The organism is Micromonospora sp. NPDC049139, assembly GCF_055586845.1.
Genome location: NZ_JBVJHK010000023.1, coordinates 14,207 through 37,903, shown reverse-complemented (window position 1 = coordinate 37,903; position 23,697 = coordinate 14,207). Strand labels below are relative to the sequence as shown.

Below are 23,697 nucleotides of genomic sequence, written 5' to 3'. Positions count from 1 at the left end.
GCAGGTGACGCTGGTTCGCTGGGAGACCCGGACGGTCCAGGGGTCTCGTCGGGCTCAGGATGATGCATGGCAGCAGCCTGGCCGCGAGGCAGCACGGGAACAATCCCGGAAACCCGGCAACTAACGGCTTGCCACTCAGCTCAACCGGCTCGCGATGGCCGCTCGGGAACGGATGTGCAGCTTCCGCAGTACGGACGTGATGTGCTGCTCGACCGTGTACACGGAGAGGAACAGCTCCGCGGCGATCTCCTTGTTCGTGCGACCCGCGGCGGCCAGCTCGGCCACCTCCCGCTCCCGCGGTGACAGCTCGTTGCCGTAGCTGGGCCGCCCGGTCCGGCGGCGACCGGGCAGCGACAGGCCGCGTTGCCGAGCCGCGCCGATCGCGCGGGCGTAGTCCCAGGTGGCGCCCAGGCGCTGATACGTGGCCAGGGCCGCCGACAGCTCGGCGGCACCGGCCTCGTGGTCACCCGCACCGAGCAGCGCCAACGCCGCCAGCTCCCGTGCCTGGGCCGCCTGGTAGGGATAGGGCAGCCGGTCGTAGCGGTGAGCCGCCTCGACGAGGTGGCGGGCCGCTCGCGGCGGGTGGCCGGCAGCCGTCTCCAGCAGGCCCCTGGCGTGTTGGAGAACGGCCGGGGCGATGGAGACGTCCAGGTCACCCAGCCGGTGTTCGTAGTCGGTCAGCAGGACGTCGGCGTCGGTCAGCTGGCCCGCGGCGACCAGTGCCTCGGTGGCGGCCGGCAGCACCGGTGCCGCAGCCGCCCACGCCTCCTTGCCGGTCAACATGGTGAGACATCGTTGCGTCGCGGTCAACGCGGCGTCGACGTCCCCCCGGGCGAGCGCGATGCGGGCCAGACCGCTCGCCGGGAACGCCAGCGACTCCACCAGACCCAGATCCTCGGCCAGTTGCCGGGCACTGGCGAGTCGGTGTTGGGCGTCGTCGAGCTGGCCGCGACCGAGAGCCAGGCCACCGAGCGCCAGCTCGGCTTCGATCCGGCCGAGCGGGTAGTCGGACAGGGCGTCGAGCAGGGCGTCGGTGCCGTCGCTCAGCGCTTCCCAGGTGCCCCGGAGATAGTGCAGCAGGACCAGCGCGGAGCGGGTGAGCAGCTCCAGCCGGCGGCTGCCGCACCTGACCGCTCCCGTCAGGGCATTCGTCAGCAGCCGCTGCCCGACCTCGTGGTGCCCGAAGTAGCAACACTGGGTGCCGACCGAAAAGTACGCGTTGACCTCGGCCAGCGACCGGGGTGAGCTTCCGGTGGCAGCTTCGATGCGGTCGAGCACCTGCCGCCAGCGGGGGTCGCCGAGGGTCACCAGCCCCATCCCGACCTTGCCCAGCACGAACACGCCGACCATCGGGTCGTGGACCTCCGCGAGGAGCTCCAGCGCGCGGTAGAGCCAGTCTCGACCCCGGGTGACCGTGCCGATGGACGCGGTCAGCAACCCGACCGCGACTGTCGCTCGCACTCGCAGGTCCGGCCGGCGCGGCAGCTGCTCGATGGCGGTGGCGAACAACGTGCGCTGCACCGAAGGATCCTCGCCAGCCACGTTGAGCGCCGAGGCCAGCAGGAACCGCAGCTCCCCCTGCGTCGCTGGCGCCCCGTTCTCGTTGAGCACCGCCCAGAGCAGGTCGACGACCTCGTGCGTACGCACCATTTCAAGGGCGGCCCAGCCCAGCTTCACCGCCAGCCGCGCGCGCTCCTGTGAGGACAACGGCCCATGGCGTACGACGTCTTCGAGCAGCCGGACCGCCTCCGCGTCGTGCCGCAGCGCCGCCGCCTGGTCCGCCGCCTGCTCGGCCGCGCGTACCCACTCCTCCAGCAGGCGAGCGTGGCGAAGGTGGTGTGCCCGCTGCCCCAGCGGTATCGGATCGAGCGCGCCGAGCGCGGCCGCCGCCCGGCCGTGCAGCTGCTGCCGGCGCGGGCCGGGCAACGCCTCCTCCACCGCCTGCGCGGCCAGCACGTGCCGGAACCCCACCAACTCGCCATGCTCGACGAGCAGGCCCGACTCCAGCGCCTCCTCCAGACCCGGCAACGCCCGGGCCGCCGGTATCCGGCAGGTCGCCACCACCACCGACATCGGTGCGGAGGTGTGCAACACGGCAGCCGCCTCGACAACCGCCCTGGCCTCGTCGGACAGGTGCGCCACGCGTTCGAGCACCTGGTCACGGACTCCGGTGGGCACGTTGAGTTCACCCAGCTCCCGGCGTGCCCAGCCGCCGTTCCGGCGGACCAGTTGGCCGTTCGCCTGCAGCAACGCGAGCAGCTCCTCGATCGCGAACGGCAGCCCGGAGGCCCACTCGCACAGGTAGTCGGCGAACTCCTCGGAGACCCGGGCCAGCCCGAGGATGGCCGCAGCCAGCGCACCGGTCTGCCCCGCGTCCAGCGGGGCGAGCACGACCTGCGCGTGTCTCGTCGACGCCGGCAACCGTGCGGTCAACGCCCGTACGCCCGGGGCCGCCTCCTCGCTGCGGAACGTCAGCAGCACCGACAGCTGTGCTGGCAGATCGCCCAGCAGGTAGCTCGTGAAGTCGAGGGTCTGCTCGTCGGCCCAGTGCAGATCCTCCAGGACCAGCACCACCGGACCCACCGACCCCAGCACCTCCGCCAGCGCACGGAACACCCGATGGCGCTCGGCGGCCGGGTCGGCCAGTGGCTCGGGCGCCGGTGGCAGTGCCTCGGCGAGCTCGGGCAGCAACGGCCGGAGCGCGCCGGCCAGCGGGGACAGCCGGGTTTCCGCCAGCTCCGTGTCGAGCCCGCGGACCGCGTCGATGATGGGGCCTAACGGGAACGGCTCGCGAATCCGCCGGCTCGCCCCGAGCACGAACCTCAGTCCCGCAAGCTCAGGCCGGGCTCGTACCTCGGTGATCAGCCGGGTCTTGCCGGCTCCCGCCTCTCCCTCCAGCACCACCGCGGCGGGCGGCGTCGCCAGGGTCGACACCAGCAGATCGAGCTCCCGGATGCGCCCGATGAGCCTGGGGGAGGAGATCCGCCGCTGGCCAGGGGCCGGCCCAGGCCGCGCGACCGGGTTCCCCGTCACCGGATCACCGCCAGGATGCCCCGTCCTTCAGGGCGGGGAGGAATGGCGGACGCGTCGTCAACCATGACTGTCCCTTGTGGTAGGACTGGTCGTGTGCGGACGGCGTACAGGTGTCGGGCGTATCCGACGCCGGAGCAGGTGGCGGTGCTGAACCGCACGTTCGGGTGTGTACGTGTCGTCTGGAACCGCACTCTCGCCGCCCGTCATGCTCGTTACCACGCTGAGGGCAGAGCGACCTCGTACGCCCAGACGGATCGGGCGCTGACCGAGATGAAGAGGCAGCCCGATCTGGCGTTTCTGGGTGAGGTGTCGTCGGTGCCGTTGCAGCAGACCCTGCGGCACCAGCACACCGCCATGACTGCCTTCTTCCAGAAACGAGCCCGGTACCCGCGGTACAAGTCGCGGCACGGCCGCCAGTCGGCCTCCTACACCCGGTCGGCGTTCCGGCTGCGCGGCGGGAACCTGTCGCTGGGAAAGACTCCGGGTGTGCTGCGGTTCGTGTGGTCCTGGCCAGGCGTGGACGTGGCGGGGTTGGATCCGACGATGGTGACGGTGTCGCGTGACCCGGACGGCCGCTGGTTCGTGACGTTCGCCGTCGACGTCGAGGCACCCGTCGCACCCGAACCGGCGGGCGGGGTGGTGGGTGTGGACCTCGGCCTGACCGATTTTGCGGTGTTGTCCACCGGCGAGCGTATTCCGCGTCCGAGGCACATGGAGCGGCGCGAGCGCCGACTCAAGCGGTACCAGCGGATGATGGCCCGCCGGCAGAAGGGCTCCGCCAACCGCGCCAAAGCCAGGCAAAGGGTGGCGCGGGCGCATTCGCGGGTACGAGATGCCCGTCGGGACTTCCTCCACCAGCAGTCCACCGCCCTGGTGCGCCGGTTCGCCGCCATCGCGGTGGAGGACCTGGCGGTGGCGAACATGGTCCGCAACCGCTGCCTGGCCAAAGCGATCTCGCGTACCGGCTGGGCCGAGTTCCGTACCCTGCTGACCTACAAGGCGCACCGCGACGGCCGTACCCTCGCCGTCGTGGATCGCTGGTACCCGTCGTCGAAGACGTGTTCGGCGTGCGGGCACCTGCTCGCCCAGCTTTCCCTCGGCACACGGCATTGGTCGTGTCCGGGTTGCGGCACCCGGCATGACCGGGACGTCAACGCCGCCCAGAACATCGCTGTCGCGGCCGGGCTGGTCGAGACACAAAACGCCTGCGGAGCGGACGTCAGACACGAGGGGCAACCTTCCGTGCGGTCTGCGGTGAACCAGGAACCCCAACCCGCGAGGGTGGGAATCCCTCGCCTTTAGGCGGGGGAGGATGTCAACCGTCAGCGCCTGGCGTACCGGAGCTAGGCGCGCGGCCGTCGGGCCGCCCGACACGGGGAACCCGCGCTCCCGGCGACCTGCCGGCGGGCGGAGTGGCGATGGTGCGGCATGGTCGTCCTCCCCGAGGGATCGGGCGGCTGAGGGCGGCCGGAGCTGCCCGCCCGGCCTGCGCCGCCGGGGCCGCCTGCCTGGCATTCTGCCGCAGCGGGCCGGCGATCGGTACGGCCTGTTCAGCGGACGAGGCGGGCACGCGTCGCGTCGGGCTGCCGTGCGGTGTCCTGGTCGAGGCAGGGCGAGCGGCCCGGGCCGAGGCATGGGGAGATGCTGGGGTCCACTGAGGCCTTTCGTGATAGCCCCGCCAGGGTAGGCGCGGGGAGCCGTGTCGACACTGGACGAAGCTCCGGGTGGGGCGGCAGTCGGCCAGGATCCGATGCCCCGACCGGGAGCCTCGCTGTGCGGCTGGCGGTCTTCGGTGAGCTTGTCGACCGTCGGGGTGAGTTCGGGGTCTTCGCGCCGTCGCCCCTGCCCGGTCCGCCGCTCGGCGGCGATGCCGCGGATCTGCCACCACTGCTTCCTGGGGGGCAAGCGGTGTGATCCGCCCTGCCGACGGTGGTCGGGATCACCCGATCCAGGGGTGGTGTGAAAAGGGCGTTAAGAAACGCCGGATCGCCGTGATGGTCGCGTTATAGCCCCTGTCGGTGAGGGGCGGGTGGCGTTGTGATTGCTCGGCGCGGCCGGATGGCGGCCGTGTCGAGCTGGTCCGGAATGAGGAGTCAGACGTGTCTGACGTGGTGTTCGTGGTGTTGACGATGGGGCTGTTCGCGGCTCTCGCCCTGGTGGTGAGGGGAGTGGAGAAGCTGTGAGCGCCGTCAACGTCATCGGTCTGGTGCTGGCGATCGGCCTGGCCGTGTTCCTGGTGGTCGCCCTGTTGTTCCCGGAGCGCTTCTGATGGCCGTGACGACAGCCGGCGTGCTGTTCATCGTCTCGCTCGTGGTGGCGCTGGTCGCCGTCCACAAGCCGTTCGGCGACCACATGTTCCGCGTGGTGTCCGGCCGGCGGCACTTCCGCGTCGAGCGGGGTATCTACCGCCTGGTCGGGGTCGACGCGGGCGCCGAGCAGTCCTGGGGCGTGTACGCCCGCAGCGTGCTTGCCTTCTCCGCCATCTCGATCCTGTTCCTCTACGCGTTCATGCGGCTGCAGGACCACCTGTGGCTCTCGCTGGGCTTCGACCCGGTGCTGACCCACGGCGCGTGGAACACGGCCGTGTCGTTCGTGACCAACACCAACTGGCAGTGGTACTCGGGTGAGTCGGCCATGGGGCACCTGGTCCAGATGGCCGGGCTGGCGGTGCAGAACTTCGTCTCCGCTGCCGTCGGTATCGCGGTCGCCGTCGCGCTGGTGCGCGGGTTCGCCCGCCGCCGCACGGGTGACCTGGGCAATTTCTGGGTCGACCTGACCCGGGTCACGCTGCGGATCCTGCTGCCGATCTCGGTGCTCGGCGCCCTCGCCCTGATGATCGGCGGGGCGGTGCAGAACCTCTCCGCCGGCACCGAGGTCACCACCCTGACCGGTGGCAGCCAGACCATCACCGGCGGGCCGGTGGCCAGCCAGGAGGTCATCAAGGAGTTGGGCACCAACGGTGGCGGCTTCTACAACGTCAACAGCGCCCATCCGTTCGAGAACCCGACCACCTGGACGAACTGGTTGGAGATCTTCCTGATCCTGGTGATTCCGTTCAGCCTGCCCCGGGTCTTCGGCCGGATGGTCGGGCAGAACCGGCAGGGGTACGCGATCGCCGCCGTGATGGCGGTCCTGGCGGTCGCGAGCATCGCCTTGACCAACGTCTTCGAGTTGGCCGGCGACGGCACGGTGCCGCAGGCGGCCGGGGCGGCGCTGGAGGGCAAGGAGATCCGGTTCGACGTGTCGAACTCGGCCACCTTCGCCGCCGCGACCACGCTCACCTCGACCGGCGCGGTGAACTCCTTCCACGACTCCTACACCGCGCTCGGCGGCATGATGCCGCTGGTCAACATGATGCTCGGCGAGGTCGCCCCCGGCGGCGTCGGTGCCGGCCTCTACGGGATGCTGATCCTCGCCGTGATCACCGTGTTCGTCGCCGGCCTGATGGTCGGCCGGACACCGGAGTACGTCGGCAAGAAGATCGGCGCCCGCGAGATCAAGTTGGCGTCGCTGTACTTCCTGGTCACCCCCGCGCTGGTCCTGACCGGCACGGCGGCGGCGTTCGCCACCGGCAACAACTCCACCGCGCTCAACACCGGCCCGCACGCTCTGTCCGAGGTGCTCTACGCGTTCACCTCGGCGAGCAACAACAACGGCTCCGCGTTCGCCGGCCTGACCGTGAGCACGCCGTGGTGGAACACCGCACTGGGGCTGTGCATGCTGCTCGGCCGGTTCCTGCCGATCATCCTCGTGCTCGCCCTGGCCGGCTCGCTGGCCCGCCAGCAGCCGACGCCCGCCTCCGAGGGCACCCTGCCGACCCACCGGCCGCTGTTCGTCGGCATGGTCGTCGGCGTCACGGTGATCCTCGTGGCGTTGACCTTCCTGCCCGCGCTCGCGCTCGGTCCCCTCGTTGAGGGGCTGTGACACCGATGAGAGAGAAAGACATGACGACCTCCACGCCGGCACCGCACGGTACGGCGGACGCCCCCACCTCCGGCACACCCGCCACCCAGGGCGACCGGGGCGGGGGACTGCTCGACCCGAGGCAGCTCGTCCAATCACTGCCCGACGCGCTGCGTAAGCTCGACCCGCGCACCCTGTGGCGCAACCCCGTGATGCTGATCGTCGAGATCGGCGCGGCGTTCACCACCGTCCTCGCCGTCGCGGACCCGTCGGTGTTCGCCCTCGCGATCACCGGGTGGCTGTGGCTGACCGTGATCTTCGCCAACCTCGCCGAAGCGGTCGCCGAGGGGCGCGGCAAGGCGCAGGCCGCCGCCCTGCGCAAGGCGAAGGCGGACACCGTCGCCACCCGCGCCCTCGGCTGGACCCCGGGCGCCGCCCCCGGCACCTGTCGCACCGAGAGCGTCCCGGCACCCCAACTGAAGCAGGGCGACGTCGTCGTGGTCGAGGCCGGGGAGATCATCCCCGGAGACGGGGACGTCGTCGAGGGGATCGCCAGTGTCGACGAGTCGGCCATCACCGGCGAGTCGGCCCCGGTGATCCGGGAGTCCGGGGGCGACCGCAGCGCGGTCACCGGCGGCACCAGGGTCCTCTCCGACCGGATCGTCGTGATGATCACACAGAAGCCGGGCGAGAGCTTCCTCGACCGGATGATCAACCTGGTCGAGGGGGCGAACCGGCAGAAGACTCCGAACGAGATCGCGCTGAACATCCTGCTCGCCGCGCTCACGGTCATCTTCCTGCTGGCCGTCGTCACCCTCCAGCCTCTCGCGATCTTCTCGATGGGCCACCAGGCCGCCGCACCGGACACGCGGGCGATCACCGACGCCGGCGTCAGCGGGATCGTGCTGGTGTCGCTGCTGGTCTGCCTGATCCCCACCACCATCGGGGCGCTGCTCTCGGCGATCGGCATCGCCGGCATGGACCGCCTCGTGCAGCGCAACGTCCTCGCGATGAGCGGTCGGGCCGTCGAGGCGGCCGGTGACGTCAACACTCTGCTGCTGGACAAGACCGGCACCATCACGCTCGGCAACCGGCAGGCGGACGAGTTCGTCCCCGTCGAAGGGGTGGACGTCGCCACGGTGGCCGACGCGGCGCAGCTGTCCAGCCTCGCCGACGAGACACCCGAGGGCCGATCGATCGTGGTGCTGGCCAAGAACGGGTTCGGCCTACGGCAACGCGAACCCGGGCTCATTCCGCACGCCACCTTCGTGCCGTTCACCGCACAGACCCGGATGAGCGGCGTCGACCTGACTCCCGACGCGACCGCCGACGGCGGTGTCGCCGGGCCGGCGCGCCGGATCCGCAAGGGCGCCGCCGCCGCCGTCATGAAGTGGGTCCGCGACAACGGCGGCCACCCCACCGAGCAGGTCGGCCAGATCGTCGACGAGATCAGCGGCATCGGCGGCACCCCGCTGGTGGTCGCCGAACACCTCGACGGCCAGCCGGCCCGCGCCCTCGGCGTCATCCACCTCAAGGACGTGGTCAAGGCCGGGATGCGGGAGCGCTTCGACGAGATGCGCCGGATGGGCATCCGCACGGTCATGATCACCGGCGACAACCCGCGCACCGCGAAGGCCATCGCCGACGAGGCCGGGGTGGACGACTTCCTCGCCGAGGCGACGCCGGAGGACAAGCTCGCCTTGATCAGGAAGGAGCAGGAGGGCGGCCGGCTGGTCGCGATGACCGGTGACGGCACCAACGACGCACCCGCGCTCGCCCAGGCAGACGTCGGGGTGGCGATGAACACCGGCACGTCGGCCGCGAAGGAGGCCGGCAACATGGTCGACCTCGACTCCGACCCGACCAAGCTCATCGAGATCGTGGAGATCGGCAAGCAGTTGCTGATCACGCGCGGCGCGCTGACGACCTTCTCGATCGCCAACGACATCGCGAAGTACTTCGCGATCATCCCGGCCATGTTCGCCGGCATCTACCCGAGCCTGGACGCGCTGAACATCATGCGGCTCTCCAGCCCCGAGTCGGCGATCCTGTCCGCGGTCATCTTCAACGCGGTCGTCATCATCGCGCTGATCCCGCTGGCGCTGCGCGGCGTCCGTTACCGGCCCGCCGCCGCGTCGCAGTTGCTCAGCCGCAACCTGCTGCTCTACGGCCTCGGCGGCATCGTGGTGCCGTTCATCGGCATCAAGCTCATCGACCTGCTCGTCCAGTTCATCCCGGGGATCTTGTGATGCGCCTACCGTCTTGGCTCGCCCAGCACCTGGCCGCGCTGCGCGCGGTGCTCGTCTTCACCGTCCTGCTCGGCCTGGCCTATCCGCTGGCCCTGGTCGCGGTCGGTCGGATCCCGGTCCTCGCCCACAAGGCCGACGGATCGCTCATCGAGGTGGACGGCCGGCCTGTCGGTAGCACGCTCATCGGGCAGTCGTTCACCGACGCCGACGGCAACCCCGTCCCGCGCTACTTCCAGTCCCGCCCCTCGGCAGCCGGCGACGGCTACGACCCCACCGCCACCTCGGCCAGCAACCTCGGCCCGGAGGACATCGTCGACACCATCGCCACCAACCCCGACGACAGCACGCGGAGCCTGCTCACCCAGGTCTGCGCACGCAGCAGGGCCGTCGGGGAGCTGAACGGCGTCGACGGAAGCCGCCCGTACTGCACGACCGACGGGGTCGGGGCCGTGCTGGCGGTGTTCCGCCGCGACGGGCTGACCGGCCCGGTCACCCGGGTGGTCAGCGTCAACCAGACCGCACCCGCCACCCCGTTCCTCGCCCGCTACGAAGGTGTGCCGGTCGAGCCGGCCACGCCGGGCGAGGACCACCGGGCCGCCGGGGCGACCATCGTCCCCATCCGGGGCGACGCCCCCGCCGAGCCCGCGGTGCCCGCCGACGCGGTCACCGCCAGCGGCAGCGGCCTCGACCCGCACATCTCTCCGGCGTACGCGCAACTCCAGGTGGCGCGCGTGGCGGGGGAGCGCGGCGCGGACCCGGCGGCGGTCCGGCGCCTGGTCCAGGAGCACACCACCGGCCGGTCGCTCGGCTTCCTGGGCTCGCCCGGGGTGAACGTGCTGGAGCTGAACCTCGCGTTGGACGAACAATTCCCGGCACGCTGAACACGAGGGCGCCGGGTTGGGACGCTGGCACGGTCCCGGCCCGGCATCCCGTCACCCGACCCGCCGGTCACGCTGTGGAGAGGAATCCTGCTGTGCCACGAGGGGAACTGCGCATCTACCTCGGTGCCGCACCCGGCGTCGGCAAGACCTACGCCATGCTCGAGGAGGCGCAGCGCCGCGCCGAGCGCGGCACGGACGTGGTGATCGGGTTCGTCGAGACCCACGGCCGCAAGCACACCGCCGCCATGATCGGCGAACTGGAAATCGTCCCCCGCCGCGCGATCACCTACCGCGGCGCCGAGTTCACCGAGATGGACCTCGACGCGGTTCTGGCCCGCCGCCCCGAGGTCGCCCTGGTCGACGAACTCGCTCACACCAACGTGCCCGGCTCCCGCAACTCCAAGCGCTGGCATGACATCCAGGAACTCCTCGACGCCGGGATCACCGTCCTCACCACGGTAAACATCCAGCACCTGGAATCGCTGAACGACGTGGTCGCCCAGATCACCGGGACCACCCAACGCGAAACCGTCCCCGACCAGATCGTGCGCGCCGCCGAACAGGTCGAACTGGTCGACATGACCCCCGAGGCGCTGCGCCGGCGGATGGCCCACGGCAACATCTACCGCCCGGACAAGATCGACGCCGCGCTCGGCAACTACTTCCGCGTCGGCAACCTCACCGCCCTGCGCGAGCTGGCCCTGCTCTGGCTCGCCGACAAGGTCGACGAGCAACTCGACGCGTACCGGGCCCAGCAGGGCATCTCCGCCACCTGGGAAGCCCGCGAGCGGGTCGTCGTCGCGCTCACCGGCGGACCCGAGGGGGGGACCCTGATCCGGCGCGCGGCCCGGATCGCCGCCCGCAGCAAGGGTGCCGACCTCCTCGCGGTGCACGTCGCCCGCAGCGACGGGCTCGCCGGAGCCGACCCGGCGCAGCTCGCCCGGCAACGGGTGCTGGTGGAGAGCCTCGGCGGCACCTACCACCAGGTCCTCGGCACCGACATCCCCGCTGCGCTGCTCGACTTCGCCCGGGGCGTTAACGCCACCCAGCTCGTGCTCGGTGCCAGCCGCCGCGGCCGCTTCGCGCAACTGTTCTCCCGCGGAGTCGGCGTGACCACGACCGCACTGTCCGGGCCCATCGACGTACACCTGGTCACCCACGCCGAGGTCCGTCGCGGACGGCCCGGACCGACGGTGCCGGCCGCGCTGTCCCGGCGACGCCGGCTGTACGGCTTCGCGCTCACCGTCGCGGGCATGCCCGCCCTGACCGCACTGCTCAGGGCGCTGCCCGACCTCACCCTCACCAACGACATCCTGATCTTCCTCGCCGCCGTCGTCGGCGTCGCGCTCGTCGGCGGGCTCTGGCCGGCGCTGCTCGCCGCGCTGGGCGGATCCCTGCTGCTGAACTGGTTCTTCACCCCGCCCTTCTACACGCTGACCATCGCCGAGGCGGACAACCTGCTCGCCCTCGGCGTCTTCGTCGGCGTCGCCGTAGCGGTCAGCTGGGTGGTCGACCTCGCCGCCCGGCGCACCCGCGAGGCGGCCCGCGCGTCCGCCGACGCGCAGACCCTCGCCACCGTCGCCGGCAACGTCCTGCGCGGGCAACGCCCGCTGCCGGCGCTGCTGGAACGGCTCCGGGAAACCTTCGCGCTGCGCGCGGTCAGCGTCCTGGAACTGGTCGCCGAGGCCGCCGGGCGCCCCGGCCGGGACCGGGAGGAAGACGCCTGGCGAGTCGTGGCCAGTGTCGGCGAGGCGCCGGCCGGCAGCCCGAGCGCAGGCGAAACGACGGTACCCGTCGACGACCGGCTCACCGTCGTGCTCTCCGGCCGACGGCTGGAGGCCGCCGACCGGCGCATCATCGAGGCGTTCGCCGCGCAGGCCGCCGTCGCGCTCCGGCAGGAACGCCTCGCCGAGGAGGCCGCCGCCGCCCGGCCCCTGGCCGAGGCCGACCGAATGCGCACCGCCCTGCTCGCCGCGGTCAGCCACGACCTACGCACCCCCCTCGCATCGGCAAAGGCCGCCGTGTCCAGCCTGCGCAGCCGCGACGTCGACTTCGACGCCGAGGACCGGGACGAACTGCTGGCCACCGCCGACGAGTCACTCGACCGGCTCGGCCGGCTGGTGGCCAATCTGCTCGACATGAGCCGCCTGCAGGCCGGGGCCCTCGGCATCACCGCCGCGGCGATCGGCCTGGAAGACGTCGTGCCCCGGGCCCTGGACGAACTCGGCCCGCAGGCGGCCGATGTCACCGCCGACATCCCCGCCGACCTGCCGGCCGCCACCGCCGACCCGGGCCTGCTGGAGCGGGTCCTGGTCAATCTCGTCGCGAACGCCCTGCGCCACAGCCCGCCCGGGCGGCCACCCACCATCACCGCCAGCGCCCACTCCGGCCAGGTCGAACTACGCGTCATCGACACCGGCCCCGGCATCGCCGAGGACCAGTGGGAACAGGTTTTCCTGCCGTTCCAGCGCCTCGGCGACCGCGACAACACCACCGGCGTCGGCCTCGGCCTCGCCCTGTCCCGCGGCCTCGCCGAGGCCATGGGTGGCAGCATCACCCCGGAGACCACACCCGGCGGAGGACTCACCATGGTGCTGCGGCTGCCCGCCGCCACACCGGCCGAACCCACGGAGGGCCCGCAGGAATGAACCGGATCCTCGTCGTCGACGACGAACCGCAGATCTTGCGCGCCCTGCGCATCAACCTGCGCGCCCGCGGCTACGACGTCGACGTCGCGGCCACCGGCGCCGCCGCGCTCAGGGCCGCCGCCAGCCACCCACCCGACCTCGTCGTACTCGACCTCGGTCTTCCCGACCTCGACGGCGTCGACGTCATCCGCGGGATCCGGGGCTGGACCACCGTCCCGATCATCGTGCTCTCCGGCCGCGCCGGCAGCGACGACAAGGTCACCGCCCTCGACGCCGGTGCCGACGACTACGTCACCAAACCCTTCGGCGTCGACGAACTCCTCGCCCGCATCCGTGCCGTCACCCGCCGGCACGGACCCGGCGCGGACGCGGCCAGCCCCACCGCGCGGGTCGGCCGGCACACCGTCGACCTCGGCGCCCACACCGTAACCCGCGACGACGGCACCGAGATCAGACTGACCCCCACCCAGTGGGGGGTGCTCGAAGCACTGCTCCGCAACCCCGGGAAGCTGATCAGTCAGCGCCAACTCCTCCACGACGTGTGGGGCCCGGGATACGAGACCGAGACCAGCTACCTGCGCCAGTACATGGCGCAGCTACGCCGCAAGCTCGAACCCGACCCCACCCGGCCCCGCCACCTCATCACCGAACCCGGCATGGGCTACCGCTACCAGCCTTGAACCGGCAGGACGCGACGCCGCGACCGTCCCACGTCGCTGGCAACCGCGCCGTGAGAGCATGCGGTTCATGACCCTGACCCGTCCGAGGGCAACGCCGAGGGCACGTACCGCGGATGGCCGTCGTACCTGCGCGGCGGGCGCATGCTGAACCGACGACCGACATGGCAGCGGCGTAGCAGCGGGCTGCGGCATCCGGCGCAGGTGATCGCTGTCGGTTTCGGCGTCGCGGTGGCCGTCGGCACCGGCCTGCTGTCACTACCCGTGGCCACCCGATCCGGCGAACGGGCCGACCTGGTGGACGCGCTGTTCACCGCGACCTCCGCCGTCTGCGTCACCGGCCTGGCCACCGTCGACACCGGCAGCTACTGGTCCGGCTTCGGCCAAGCGATGATCCTCCTGCTCATCCAGGCGGGCGGGCTGGGGATCATGACCCTCGCGACGCTGTTCACCGTGCTGCTGTCCCGCCGGCTCGGCCTGCGGGCCCGGTTCCTGGCCCAAGCCGAGACGAAGAGCCTCACCCTCACCGACATCCGTGCGGTGGTCCGCCGGATCGTGCTGTTCAGCCTCGTCAGCGAAGCCGTCGTCGCGGTGGTGCTGACCCTGCGCTTCGCCACCGCCTACCACATGCCGTTCGGCGAGGCGCTGTACGACGGGGTGTTCCACGCGGTGTCGGCGTTCAACAACGCCGGGTTCTCCACCAACGCCGACAACCTCGTCGGCTACGTCACCGACCCCTGGATCTCGTTGACCATCGCCGCCGCGGTCATCCTGGGCGGGCTGGGATTCCCCGTCGTGTTCGAACTCCTCAAGTGCTGGCGCCGCCCGGCGTTGTGGTCGGTGCTGACCCGCATCACCGTCGGCCTGACCGCCGTGCTGCTCGTTCTCGGCACCGCCGTTCTCACCCTCACCGAGTTCTCCAATCCGCGCACCCTCGGCCCGCTCGCCGGCCCGGAGAAGCTGCTGGCCGGATTCTTCGCCTCGGCCATGACCCGCACCGCCGGGTTCAACAGCGTCGACATCGGCGGGATGCGACCGGAGAGCCTGCTCGCCAGCGACGTGCTGATGTTCATCGGTGGCGGCAGCGCCGGCACCGCCGGCGGCATCAAGGTGACCACCTTCGGGCTGCTGGCGTTCGTGCTTTGGTCGGAGATGCGCGGCGAGATCCACGTCAACGTCGGTCGGCGGCGCATCTCCGCCAGCAACCAGCGCCAAGCCCTCGCGATCGCCCTGCTCGGCGTCGGTGCCGTGGTCACCGCCACGTTCCTGCTGCTGGCCATCACCCCGTACCGGCTGGACATCGTGCTGTTCGAGGTGGTGTCCGCGTTCGCCACCGTCGGCCTGTCCACCGGCATCACCGCTAACCTGCCACCAGAGGCCGACGTACTGCTGATCGTGCTGATGTTCGCCGGCCGCGTCGGTCCGCTCACCCTGGCATCGGCGCTGGCGCTGCGCGACCGTAACCGCCGCTTCGAGCTACCCGAGGAGAGGACGATCGTTGGCTGAGGCACCCACCGAACCGGTCGTTGTGATCGGGCTGGGGCGGTTCGGCACCGCCCTGGCTCTGGAGCTGGTCAATCGGGGCACCGAGGTGCTCGGCATCGACCACCGCCCGAAAGTCGTGCAGGCTCTCTCCGGGCAGCTTCCGCACGTGATCACCGCCGACTCCACCGACATCGAAGCCCTGCGGCAACTCGGCGTCGCCGAGTTCCACCGCGCCGTGGTGGCCATCGGCACCGACATCCAGGCCAGCATCCTCACCACCAGCCTGTTGTCCGAACTCGGTATCCCTGACATCTGGGCCAAGGCCATCAGCGCCCAGCACAGCAACATCCTCACGCGCGTCGGCGCCCACCACGTCGTCGCACCCGAACACGACATGGGCGAACGGGTCGCCCACCTGCTCTCCGGACGGATCCTCGACTACGTCGAAGTCGACGCCGACTTCGCCGTCGTCAAGACCACCCCACCCCGCGACATCGTCGGCGTACCACTGCGCGAGTCCCGGGTCCGTAGCAAGTGGGGCGTGACTGTCGTGGCCGTCAAGCCAGAGGCGGCCGTACCAGGCGGCAGACCACGCGTCTTCACCTACGCCACGCCCGACACGGTCCTCGCCTACGGCGACCTCATCCTCGTCGTCGGCACCGTTGACAACGTCGAACGCTTCGCCACCAGTGACTAGAAGCCGGTCAGGAATGGGCGTCGGCCCACATGATCGCGCTGCCCGTGGAAGGTCGCCGTTCGTCGCCAGGTGGATGAGCAGACAGTTGGTGCTGCGTCCGGCAACGTTCACGGGGTTTCCGGTGGGTTGTGGATCCCCGCCGAGTTGCCTTTCCCCTCCTGGTTGCCGAGTGTCGGCAATTGTCCTGCCCGATGTCGGCCGAATGCGGCCCTGGATGCCGGACGGGCGTGAGCGCCACGATGTGGAGCATGACCAACGACCTTGCCCTGCTCGCCGAGGACTTGACGAAGTTCTACGGCCAACGCCGCGGCATCGAAAGTCTCACCCTTGAGGTCCGCGTCGGGGAGGTGATGGGCTTCCTCGGGCCCAACGGCGCCGGAAAGACCACCACCATCCGGCTGCTGCTGGACTTCCTGCGGCCGACCTCCGGCCGCGCGACCGTGCTCGGGCTCGACCCGCGCCGGGACAAGGCCGCCCTGCACCGGCAGATCGGCTACCTACCTGGCGAACTGGCGTTTCCCGGCAGGGAGAAGGCAGAAGACCTGCTGCGGTTCTTCGGTGACGCCCGGGGCGGCGTGGCCTGGTCGCGGGTGACCGATCTGGCCGAGCGGCTCGACCTGGACCTGTCCCGCCCGGTACGCACCATGAGCAAGGGCAACAAGCAGAAGGTCGGCCTGGTGCAGGCGTTCATGCACCAACCGGCGCTGCTGATCCTGGACGAGCCCACCAGCGGCCTGGACCCGCTCATGCAGCAGGAGTTCCTGGCCATGGTCCGCGACGCCCGCGACGCCGGCCAGACCGTCTTCATGTCCTCCCACGTCCTCGCCGAGGTGCAGCAGACCGCCGACCGGGTGGCCATCATCCGCGACGGCAGGCTGGCCGCGGTCGAACGCGTCGAGTCGCTCGGCAAGCGGGCCGTCCGATCGGTGGAGATCCACTTCGACGATCCCGTGGATCCGGCGGAGTTCAGGGTCCTCCCCGGGGTCAGTGACGTGGCGGTGTCCGGGCCGGTGCTCCGGTGCACGGTGGATGGCCGCCTCGACCCCGTGATCAAGGCGGCGGCACGACACGAGGTCGTGGACATGCTGTCGGCCGAGCCCGACCTGGAGGAGACGTTCCTGTCGTTCTACTACCACTCGGAAGGAGCCGGCGATGCTTCCCGCGCTGGTGCGTAAGACCTGGCGCGACGACCGCCGGGCGCTGATCGGTTGGGCCACCGGCGTCGCCCTCTTCACCGTCATCTACACCTCCTTCTACAGCCAGTTCCAGGGAGCCGCGGAACTGAAACAGGACGCCCTGCCCCAGGGAATGCTGGACTTCCTCGGCATCGCCGACATGCTCTCGCCGGCCGGCTACCTGCAGGCGACGATCTTCAGCCTGATCGGGCCGCTGCTGGTCCTCATGTGCGCGATCACGTTGACCGCCCGCACGATCGCCCGGCCCGAGGAGGACGGGGGCATGGAACTGCTGCTGGCCAACCCGCTGTCCCGTGCCGCCTTCGCCGGACAGCGCCTCGCGGCCACGGGCAGCGCCATCACGCTGGTCGCGGCCATCCCGGTGATCCTCCTGATGATCATCGTTCCCCGGGTGGGCATGGACATTCCCCTGTCCAACGTCGCGGCTGCCGGCGTCGGCCTGATCGCCCTGGTGTGGTGCTTCACCGGTGTCGCCTTCCTCGCCGGCGCGGCCACCGGAAAGCGGGGTACGGTTCTGGCGGTCACCGGTGTGCTCGCCGTCACCACGTACATGGCCAACGCCATCGGCGGCATGTCCGATGGCTGGCAATGGGTGCGCTGGCTGTCCCCGTTTCACTACTTCATCGGCACCGATCCGCTGCACACCGGCTGGCACCCGGTGCAACTGTTCGCCCTCGTGGCTTTCGGCGCCGTGACCACGATCGTCGGGGTATTCATGTTCGATCGCCGCGACGTCGGTGTCTGAAGCGGACCGTGGTGGCCGCCAACAGTATCGGGGCGGCCACCACAACGCCCAGAAGGAACAGCCCAGGGGCGCTCACACCTGGCTGGCCCAAGGCTTCGAGGACCTCTTGCGCGCCCCGGCCGGCGACCAGCGGGGCGAGGCTGCCGCCCGGCTGGGCGCCCGTGCCGCAGATGAGGACCTGCAACCGCACGACCTCGTCGACCGCGTATTCGCCGCTGCCGGCGTCTGCTGGAACACGTCGCCCCTCGACCCCGCCGACAGCCCCACCGCCGTGTACAGCCGCGTCGCGACACTCTTGGACACCGCACATTCGGTGCTGTCGGCCGCCCTCGACGGCTACCTCGACCAGGCCCGCGCTGAGCTGGTTCGCCACGACACCGAACGTGCCGCGTTCGTCAATGACCTGCTCACCGGCCGAGCCGAACCCGGCAGCCTGGCCGAACGCGCTCACCGCTACGGCATCCGCCTGTCGGCCACCCACACCGTTCTGGTCGCCCGTACGCCCCGCCTCACCGCCGACCTCATCCACCGCGTCGACGCGGCGCTCGCCGCCCGGTTCGGCGCAGGTAACACCCTCACCACCCTGCGCGAAGGCGACCTGGTGTGCATCAGCGCCGGGGGCCTGCGGGGCATCGACGCCGAACTGGCACACCTGCTCCTCGCCGAACTCGGCGCCGAAGGCTGGCAGGTGGCCGTCGGTCGCCCCCACCCCGGCGTGCGCGGCCTGGCCACCTCGCTGGACGAGGCCCGCAACGCCCTCGACCACGCCGCCAAACTCGGTTTCACCGCACCCGTCCTCAACGCCGCCGACCTGCTGGTCTTCCCCGTCCTGCTGCGCGACCGCGACGCGATCACCGACCTGGTCACCACCGTCCTCGGTCCCCTCACCACCGCCCGCGGCGGCGTGCAGCCCTACCTGGACACCCTGTCCGTGCTCTTCGACAACCAGGGCAACCACACCGCCACCGCCCGTCAGATGCACCTCTCCGTACGCGCGGTCACCTACCGCCTCGACCGCATCCACCACCTGACCGGTTACCACCCCAACGAACCCACCCAACGCTTCACACTCCACGCCGCCGTGCTCGGCGCCCGACTCCTCGGCTGGCCCGAGGGGGTGTCAGCAAGGTAGGTCGGCGTGCCGGCACTCCATGACTGCTGCGCCGTGTCAGCGGTGTGAGCCTGTCGAGCGCCCGTGGCAAGATCTGCCAGGTGCAGATCGGGATGCTTGGACCGTTCGAGGTCCGCGCGGACGACGGCGTCCTGGCCGACGTGCCGGGCGCGCGGTTGCGCGGGCTGTTGGTCGCCCTCGCGCTCAGGCCAGGTCACGTAGTCCCGAAGGCGACACTCGTCGACTGGATCTGGGGTGGACACCCGCCCTCTGACGCGGCGAACGCCCTGCAACGCCTGGTTTCCCGGCTGCGGAAGGTGCTTCCGGAAGGGTTGGTCGAGGGGCAGACGGACGGCTACCGGTTGACGGTGGAGCCCGACGCCGTCGACGCCGTACGGTTCGAACGTCTCGTCGGCCGGGCCCGCGACGGCGAGGACCCGCAGCGGGTACGGCGGCTGCGCGAGGCCCTCGCGTTGTGGCGCGGTGCGGCCATGCAGGACGTCGGTCTGCCCGACAGCGCGGCGCTCGACGCGGCGGCCACCCGGCTCGAGAGGCTACGCGTGACCGCCATGGAGGATCGGTTCGACGCGGAGATCAGCCTCGGTCACGGTGCGGAGCTGGTCACGGAACTGACCGACCTGGTGGCCGTGCACCCGGTGCGAGAACGACTCGTCGCTGCGCTGATGCGTGCCCTCGCCGCGACCGGTCGCGATACCGAGGCGTTGCTCGTGTACCAGCGCACGAGCGAAGCCCTGGCCGACGCGCTGGGCGTCGACCCCTCACCGGAGCTGTCGGCACTGCACGTCGCGCTGCTGCGGGGCGAGCTGGGACGGCGGGAGGAAAGCCGGAGGACCAACCTGCGTGCCGAGCTGACCAGCTTCATCGGCAAGGACGACGCGGTCGCCGCGGTTGGCGCACTCGTCGCCGAACACCGGCTCACCACCCTGATCGGGCCGGGCGGCTCGGGGAAGACCAGGCTGGCCACGGAAACCGCGCGTAGGCTGCTCGACGACCTGCCGGACGGCGTCTGGCTGGTGGAGCTCGCCGCCGTCGGCGCCGACGGCGACGTGGTGCAGGCGACGCTCACCGGGCTCGGCCTCCGGGACGCTCTGCTCGGCGAGGCGCCGAACGTGGAGCTGATCGACCGGCTCATCGCCGCGATCCGGGAGCGGGAGGCGCTGCTGATCCTGGACAACTGCGAGCACGTGATCGAGGCGGCGGCGGCGTTCGCCCATCGGCTGCTCGGGGAGTGCCGGCGGCTGCGGATCCTGGCGACGAGCAGGGAACCGCTCGGCATCACCGGCGAGGCGCTGTGGCCGGTCGCGCCGCTGGCCTTGCCGGACGGGGACGCCAGCCCCGGCGAGATCGCGTCCTCTCCCGCCGTCCGGTTGCTGCGGGACCGGGCGAGCGCGGTGCGCAGGGATCTCGGCGTCGACGCCCTCACGCTGTCGACGATGGCGCGCGTCTGCCGGGCGCTGGACGGGATGCCGCTGGCGATCGAACTGGCCGCGGCCAGGTTGCGCACCATGTCCGTCGACCAGCTCGCCAACCGGCTCGACGACCGGTTCCGCCTGCTGACCGGCGGCAGCCGTACCGCGTTGCCCCGGCACCGGACGCTGCGCGCGATGGTCGACTGGAGCTGGGAGCTGCTGACCGACGCCGAGCGAGCGGTCCTGCGCAGGCTCTCGGTGTTCTCAGGCGGGGCGAGCCTGGAGGCGGCCGAGCGGGTCTGCGCCGGCGACGCGGTCGAGCAGGAGGAGGTGCTCGATCTGCTCACCGCGCTGGCCGAGAAGTCGCTGCTGGTCGCCGAGGGCGAGGGCGCTCCGCGCTACCGCATGCTCGTCACGATCAAGGAGTACGCCGCGCACCGGCTCGCCGAGGCGGGGGAATCGGATCTGGCGCGCCACGCGCATCTCGTCCACTTCACCGAACTCACCGAGGAGGCGGAGCCGCAGCTTCGCCGCGCCGACCAGGTGACATGGCTCGCCCTCCTCGAGGCCGAGCACGACAACATCGCTTCGGCGATGCGCGGTGCGCTCGCGGCCGGCGAGGCGCATGCGGCGATGCGGCTGGCCGCAGGCGCCGGCTGGTACTGGTGGCTCGGCGGCCACCGGACCGAGGGCATGGAGCTGATCACCGCGGCCACCGAGACGCCCGGTGAGGTGCCCGACGAGATCCGGGCCACGGTGTACGCGCTCGTGGTGCTGTTCCTGAACTCCGGGCCGGGCGACGCACACCATGCGGCGGAGTGGATCCACAAGGCGTACGAGTTCAGCCGGCGCAGTCGAGGCAGCCACCCGGGGATGGCGCTCGTCGTCCCGCTGGAACGCATGTTGCGGGAGCCGGACGCGCTCCTGCCCGCCTGGGAAACACTGCTGGACCACGAGGACGCCTGGGTACGCGCACTGGCCCGGCTGCACCTCGGCAAGATGCGGATCATCCTCGGCCAGGACGGGCGGGATGTGGACGCGCATTTCGAGCGTGCGCTCACCGAGTTCCGGGCCCTCGGCGAACGGTTCGGGATCTCGTTCGCCCTGACCGAGCTGGCGGAGCTGATCGCCGTACGCGGTGAGTTCGCCGCTGCGTGCGAGCACTACGAAGAGGCGATCGCGGTCGTCACCGAAGTCGGCGCCATCGAGGACGTCATCCGGATGCGATCGCGACAGGCGCGGCTGTACTGGTTGCTGGGCGATGAGGATGCCAGCGCGGCCGCCACAGCCGAGGCGCAACGGTTCGCGGAACGGGTCACGTGGCCGGGCGCGCTGGCCGAGCTGGCGCTGTCGAAGGCGGAGTTCGCGCGCTGGAGCGGTGACGCCGAGGAGGCGTACAAGCAGCTCGGAGTCCTGACAGCTCTGCTGGGCAACGACGCGGAGCTGGCCGGCATCCGCGCGGGGACCCACGACCTGCTGGGCTACCTGACCGACGATGTCGACCAGGCCCGTACGCATCGCGTGGCGGCGTGTCAGGCGGCGATCGAGGCCGGCTACGCACCGTTGATCGCGCAGGTGCTCGTCGGCGTCGCGGACCTGGCGCTGCGTCGCGACGAGCCCGAGCAGGCCGCGCGGCTGCTCGCCGCGAGCGCTGGTGTGCGTGGACTGCCGGATCGCTCCCACCCGGATGTGGCCCGGATCGAGCAGACAGTGCGGCGCCGCCTCGGCGAAGCGCGGTTCGCCGAGGCGGCTCGGGAGGGCACCGAGACGAGCTGGAGTCAGTTGGTCGAGGTCACGCTCGCTTCGTGAACGTGGAACGCGCCCACAGGTACCCGACGAGAGCGATGCCGACGCACCAGGCGAGGGCCGGGATCACGTCACCGGAGGACGGTGCACCGTTGAGGAACCCGCGCAGGGTTTCGATGATCGGCGTGAAGGGCTGATACTCCGCGAACTCCCGGAGCCCGGGCCCCATCTTGTCCGCCGGCACGATCGCGCTGCTGAAGAACGGCAGCATGACCAGCGGCACGGAGGCCAGACCCGCCGTTTCCGGAGACTTCGCCGACAATCCCAGGGCCACCGTGAGCCAGCCGGCCGCAAAACCGAGCAGCACGACCATGCCGATCGCGCCGAGCCAGTCGAAGAAACTCGCCGACGGGCTGAACCCCAGCAGGAAGGCCACCCCGATGAGGGCCGCAATGGCGACCAGGTTGGTCAGCACAGTGGCGATGACGTGACCGGTCAACACCGCACCGCGGGAGACGTGCATGACTTTGAACCGGTTGATGATGCCCTTCGTCATGTCGGAGTTCACCGCCGTCGCGGTGGACCCGAGCCCGTAACAGACAGCCAACAGCATCAGCCCCGGCGTCGCGTAGTCGATGTAGTCGACACCGACGTTGAAGGCGTCTCCGAACATGTACACGAACATCAACATGATCACGACCGGCATCAGGACCGCGTTGAACACCGAGGTCGGATTCCGGGCGATGTGCTTGAAGTTGCGACGCAACATGACCATCGAGTGGGACTTGGTGCTCATTTCGCGGCCACCTCCGTGGTACGGCCCGTCAGGGCGAGGAAAACGTCATCGAGGTCCGGCGTCTGCACGGAGAGTCCCTCGGCACTGATCGCGTACTCGTCGAGCCGGTCCAGCAGAGCCCGCAGCGACCTCGTCCCGCCGTCGCTGGGAACCCGCAGGGCCAGTGCCTCGTCGTCCCGGGTGGAGTCGCTGAGGACCCGCGCAGCCGCGTCGAGTTCGGCGACGGTGGTGAACCGGAGCCGGACATGAGTCCCGGGGATCTGGCGCTTGAGGTCGTCGGGGGTGCCCTGAGCGACCAGCCGGCCCTGATCGAGTACCGCGATCCGGTCGGCGAGCTGATCGGCTTCCTCGAGGTACTGGGTGGTGAGGAAGATGGTCACACCGTCGGCCACCAAGTCACGGATGATCGACCACATCGTGCGTCGGCTGCGCGGATCGAGTCCGGTCGTCGGCTCGTCGAGGAAGATGATCCGCGGGTTGCCGACGAGCGTCATCGCCAGATCCAGCTTCCGGCGCATACCCCCGGAGTAGGTCGAGACCGGCTTCTGCGCCGACTCGACCAGGTCGAACCGTTCCAGAAGCTCCGTCACGAGCCGCTTCCCGCCCTTGGCGGGCACCTGGCTCAGGTCCACCATCAGCTGCAGGTTCTCCCGCCCGGTCAGCAGTTCGTCCACCGCCGCGAACTGGCCGGTCACCCCGATCGCCGCGCGCACCGCCTTGGCCTCGGTCACGACGTCGTGTCCGGCGATGCGTACCGTCCCACCGTCGGCTTTCACCAGCGTGGTCAGCACGTTCACCGTGGTCGTCTTACCCGCCCCGTTGGGACCGAGTAGGGAGAAGATCGTCCCCGCGCGGACATCCAGATCGATGCCGTCGAGCACGACCTTGTCCTTGTATGCCTTGCGCAATCCTGAGACCGCGATCGCTGAACTTGTCATGCGACCACCATGGGCACCCGGCCTGTCAGCCGCCTGACACAACCCTGACACGGCCACTGACACGGGTTTCTACCTCGTCACAGCGAATTGCCGTCAGCCTCGCTTCGCGGAACCTCAGCTCGTTGGCATGAGGGTGCGTCGCTACGCTCGCGACGGCTGCCA

Annotated in this window: 16 protein-coding genes; 13 read left to right on the top strand and 3 right to left on the bottom strand. The window is 70.7% G+C overall.

What is annotated here, in order from left to right:
- Positions 1-135 precede the first annotated feature (135 nt).
- Positions 136-3,033: an ATP-binding protein gene (locus ACZ6Q9_RS29185; RefSeq protein ID WP_396830392.1), complete on the bottom strand. Its 2,898-nt coding sequence runs from the start codon at positions 3,031-3,033 to the stop codon at positions 136-138.
- Between the two features lie 42 nt (positions 3,034-3,075).
- Here ACZ6Q9_RS29185 and ACZ6Q9_RS29180 point away from each other — a divergent pair, with 42 nt between their 5' ends.
- The 13 genes from ACZ6Q9_RS29180 (at position 3,076) to ACZ6Q9_RS29120 (ending at position 21,864) form a co-directional block, all read left to right on the top strand.
- Entirely contained in the window at positions 3,076-4,335 is a 1,260-nt protein-coding gene (locus ACZ6Q9_RS29180) for an RNA-guided endonuclease InsQ/TnpB family protein (RefSeq protein ID WP_396830390.1), read from the top strand.
- 877 nt (positions 4,336-5,212) lie between these two features.
- Positions 5,213-5,302 (top strand): K(+)-transporting ATPase subunit F, encoded by a 90-nt coding sequence (gene kdpF / locus ACZ6Q9_RS29175; protein ID WP_350704204.1) that lies wholly within the window; start codon positions 5,213-5,215, stop codon positions 5,300-5,302.
- Positions 5,302-6,957 (top strand): potassium-transporting ATPase subunit KdpA, encoded by a 1,656-nt coding sequence (gene kdpA / locus ACZ6Q9_RS29170; protein WP_393449855.1) that lies wholly within the window; start codon positions 5,302-5,304, stop codon positions 6,955-6,957. The genes kdpF and kdpA overlap by 1 nt, the downstream gene beginning before the upstream one ends.
- Positions 6,958-6,977: 20 nt before the next feature.
- On the top strand, positions 6,978-9,185 hold the full coding sequence (kdpB, locus tag ACZ6Q9_RS29165) for a potassium-transporting ATPase subunit KdpB (protein ID WP_393449858.1): 2,208 nt from the start codon (positions 6,978-6,980) through the stop codon (positions 9,183-9,185).
- A complete protein-coding gene (locus tag ACZ6Q9_RS29160; RefSeq protein WP_393262076.1) occupies positions 9,185-10,066 on the top strand; it encodes a potassium-transporting ATPase subunit C in 882 nt (293 codons plus the stop codon). Before kdpB ends, ACZ6Q9_RS29160 begins: the two co-directional genes overlap by 1 nt.
- Before the next feature lie 92 nt (positions 10,067-10,158).
- Positions 10,159-12,714, top strand: coding sequence for a DUF4118 domain-containing protein (locus ACZ6Q9_RS29155; protein WP_393262074.1), 2,556 nt, complete (start codon positions 10,159-10,161; stop codon positions 12,712-12,714).
- Positions 12,711-13,394 carry a response regulator gene (locus tag ACZ6Q9_RS29150; protein WP_393262071.1) on the top strand — a complete coding sequence of 228 codons (684 nt, stop codon included), beginning with the start codon at positions 12,711-12,713 and terminating at the stop codon, positions 13,392-13,394. Before ACZ6Q9_RS29155 ends, ACZ6Q9_RS29150 begins: the two co-directional genes overlap by 4 nt.
- 141 nt (positions 13,395-13,535) lie before the next feature.
- Positions 13,536-14,897: a TrkH family potassium uptake protein gene (locus ACZ6Q9_RS29145; protein WP_393449864.1), complete on the top strand. Its 1,362-nt coding sequence runs from the start codon at positions 13,536-13,538 to the stop codon at positions 14,895-14,897.
- A complete protein-coding gene (locus ACZ6Q9_RS29140; protein ID WP_393262066.1) occupies positions 14,890-15,573 on the top strand; it encodes a potassium channel family protein in 684 nt (227 codons plus the stop codon). The genes ACZ6Q9_RS29145 and ACZ6Q9_RS29140 overlap by 8 nt, the downstream gene beginning before the upstream one ends.
- Before the next feature lie 248 nt (positions 15,574-15,821).
- Positions 15,822-16,748 (top strand): ABC transporter ATP-binding protein, encoded by a 927-nt coding sequence (locus ACZ6Q9_RS29135; RefSeq protein WP_393262063.1) that lies wholly within the window; start codon positions 15,822-15,824, stop codon positions 16,746-16,748.
- Positions 16,726-17,514 (top strand): ABC transporter permease subunit, encoded by a 789-nt coding sequence (locus ACZ6Q9_RS29130; RefSeq protein WP_396830387.1) that lies wholly within the window; start codon positions 16,726-16,728, stop codon positions 17,512-17,514. The genes ACZ6Q9_RS29135 and ACZ6Q9_RS29130 overlap by 23 nt, the downstream gene beginning before the upstream one ends.
- Complete coding sequence (locus ACZ6Q9_RS29125; protein ID WP_393262059.1) at positions 17,507-18,646, top strand: PucR family transcriptional regulator; 1,140 nt, start codon at positions 17,507-17,509, stop codon at positions 18,644-18,646. Before ACZ6Q9_RS29130 ends, ACZ6Q9_RS29125 begins: the two co-directional genes overlap by 8 nt.
- Positions 18,647-18,726: 80 nt before the next feature.
- Entirely contained in the window at positions 18,727-21,864 is a 3,138-nt protein-coding gene (locus tag ACZ6Q9_RS29120; RefSeq protein WP_466021447.1) for a BTAD domain-containing putative transcriptional regulator, read from the top strand.
- On the opposite strand, the gene ACZ6Q9_RS29115 is transcribed toward ACZ6Q9_RS29120, so the two are convergent.
- Both ACZ6Q9_RS29115 and ACZ6Q9_RS29110 read right to left on the bottom strand, forming a co-directional pair.
- A complete protein-coding gene (locus ACZ6Q9_RS29115) occupies positions 21,848-22,597 on the bottom strand; it encodes an ABC transporter permease (RefSeq protein WP_393262055.1) in 750 nt (249 codons plus the stop codon). The genes ACZ6Q9_RS29120 and ACZ6Q9_RS29115 overlap by 17 nt on opposite strands.
- On the bottom strand, positions 22,594-23,535 hold the full coding sequence (locus tag ACZ6Q9_RS29110; RefSeq protein ID WP_396830427.1) for an ATP-binding cassette domain-containing protein: 942 nt from the start codon (positions 23,533-23,535) through the stop codon (positions 22,594-22,596). The genes ACZ6Q9_RS29115 and ACZ6Q9_RS29110 overlap by 4 nt, the downstream gene beginning before the upstream one ends.
- Positions 23,536-23,697: the final 162 nt, after the last annotated feature.

What these genes read in the sequence shown, in the direction of transcription:
- ACZ6Q9_RS29135 (WP_393262063.1), top strand. Translation starts at nt 15,822, where the DNA reads ATGACCAACGACCTTGCCCTGCTCGCCGAGGACTTGACGAAGTTCTAC.
- ACZ6Q9_RS29180 (WP_396830390.1), top strand. Translation starts at nt 3,076, where the DNA reads ATGGCGGACGCGTCGTCAACCATGACTGTCCCTTGTGGTAGGACTGGT.
- ACZ6Q9_RS29110 (WP_396830427.1), bottom strand. Translation starts at nt 23,535, where the DNA reads ATGACAAGTTCAGCGATCGCGGTCTCAGGATTGCGCAAGGCATACAAG.
- kdpA (WP_393449855.1), top strand. Translation starts at nt 5,302, where the DNA reads ATGGCCGTGACGACAGCCGGCGTGCTGTTCATCGTCTCGCTCGTGGTG.
- ACZ6Q9_RS29115 (WP_393262055.1), bottom strand. Translation starts at nt 22,597, where the DNA reads ATGAGCACCAAGTCCCACTCGATGGTCATGTTGCGTCGCAACTTCAAG.
- ACZ6Q9_RS29130 (WP_396830387.1), top strand. Translation starts at nt 16,726, where the DNA reads ATGCTTCCCGCGCTGGTGCGTAAGACCTGGCGCGACGACCGCCGGGCG.
- ACZ6Q9_RS29160 (WP_393262076.1), top strand. Translation starts at nt 9,185, where the DNA reads ATGCGCCTACCGTCTTGGCTCGCCCAGCACCTGGCCGCGCTGCGCGCG.
- kdpB (WP_393449858.1), top strand. Translation starts at nt 6,978, where the DNA reads ATGACGACCTCCACGCCGGCACCGCACGGTACGGCGGACGCCCCCACC.
- ACZ6Q9_RS29145 (WP_393449864.1), top strand. Translation starts at nt 13,536, where the DNA reads ATGCTGAACCGACGACCGACATGGCAGCGGCGTAGCAGCGGGCTGCGG.
- ACZ6Q9_RS29150 (WP_393262071.1), top strand. Translation starts at nt 12,711, where the DNA reads ATGAACCGGATCCTCGTCGTCGACGACGAACCGCAGATCTTGCGCGCC.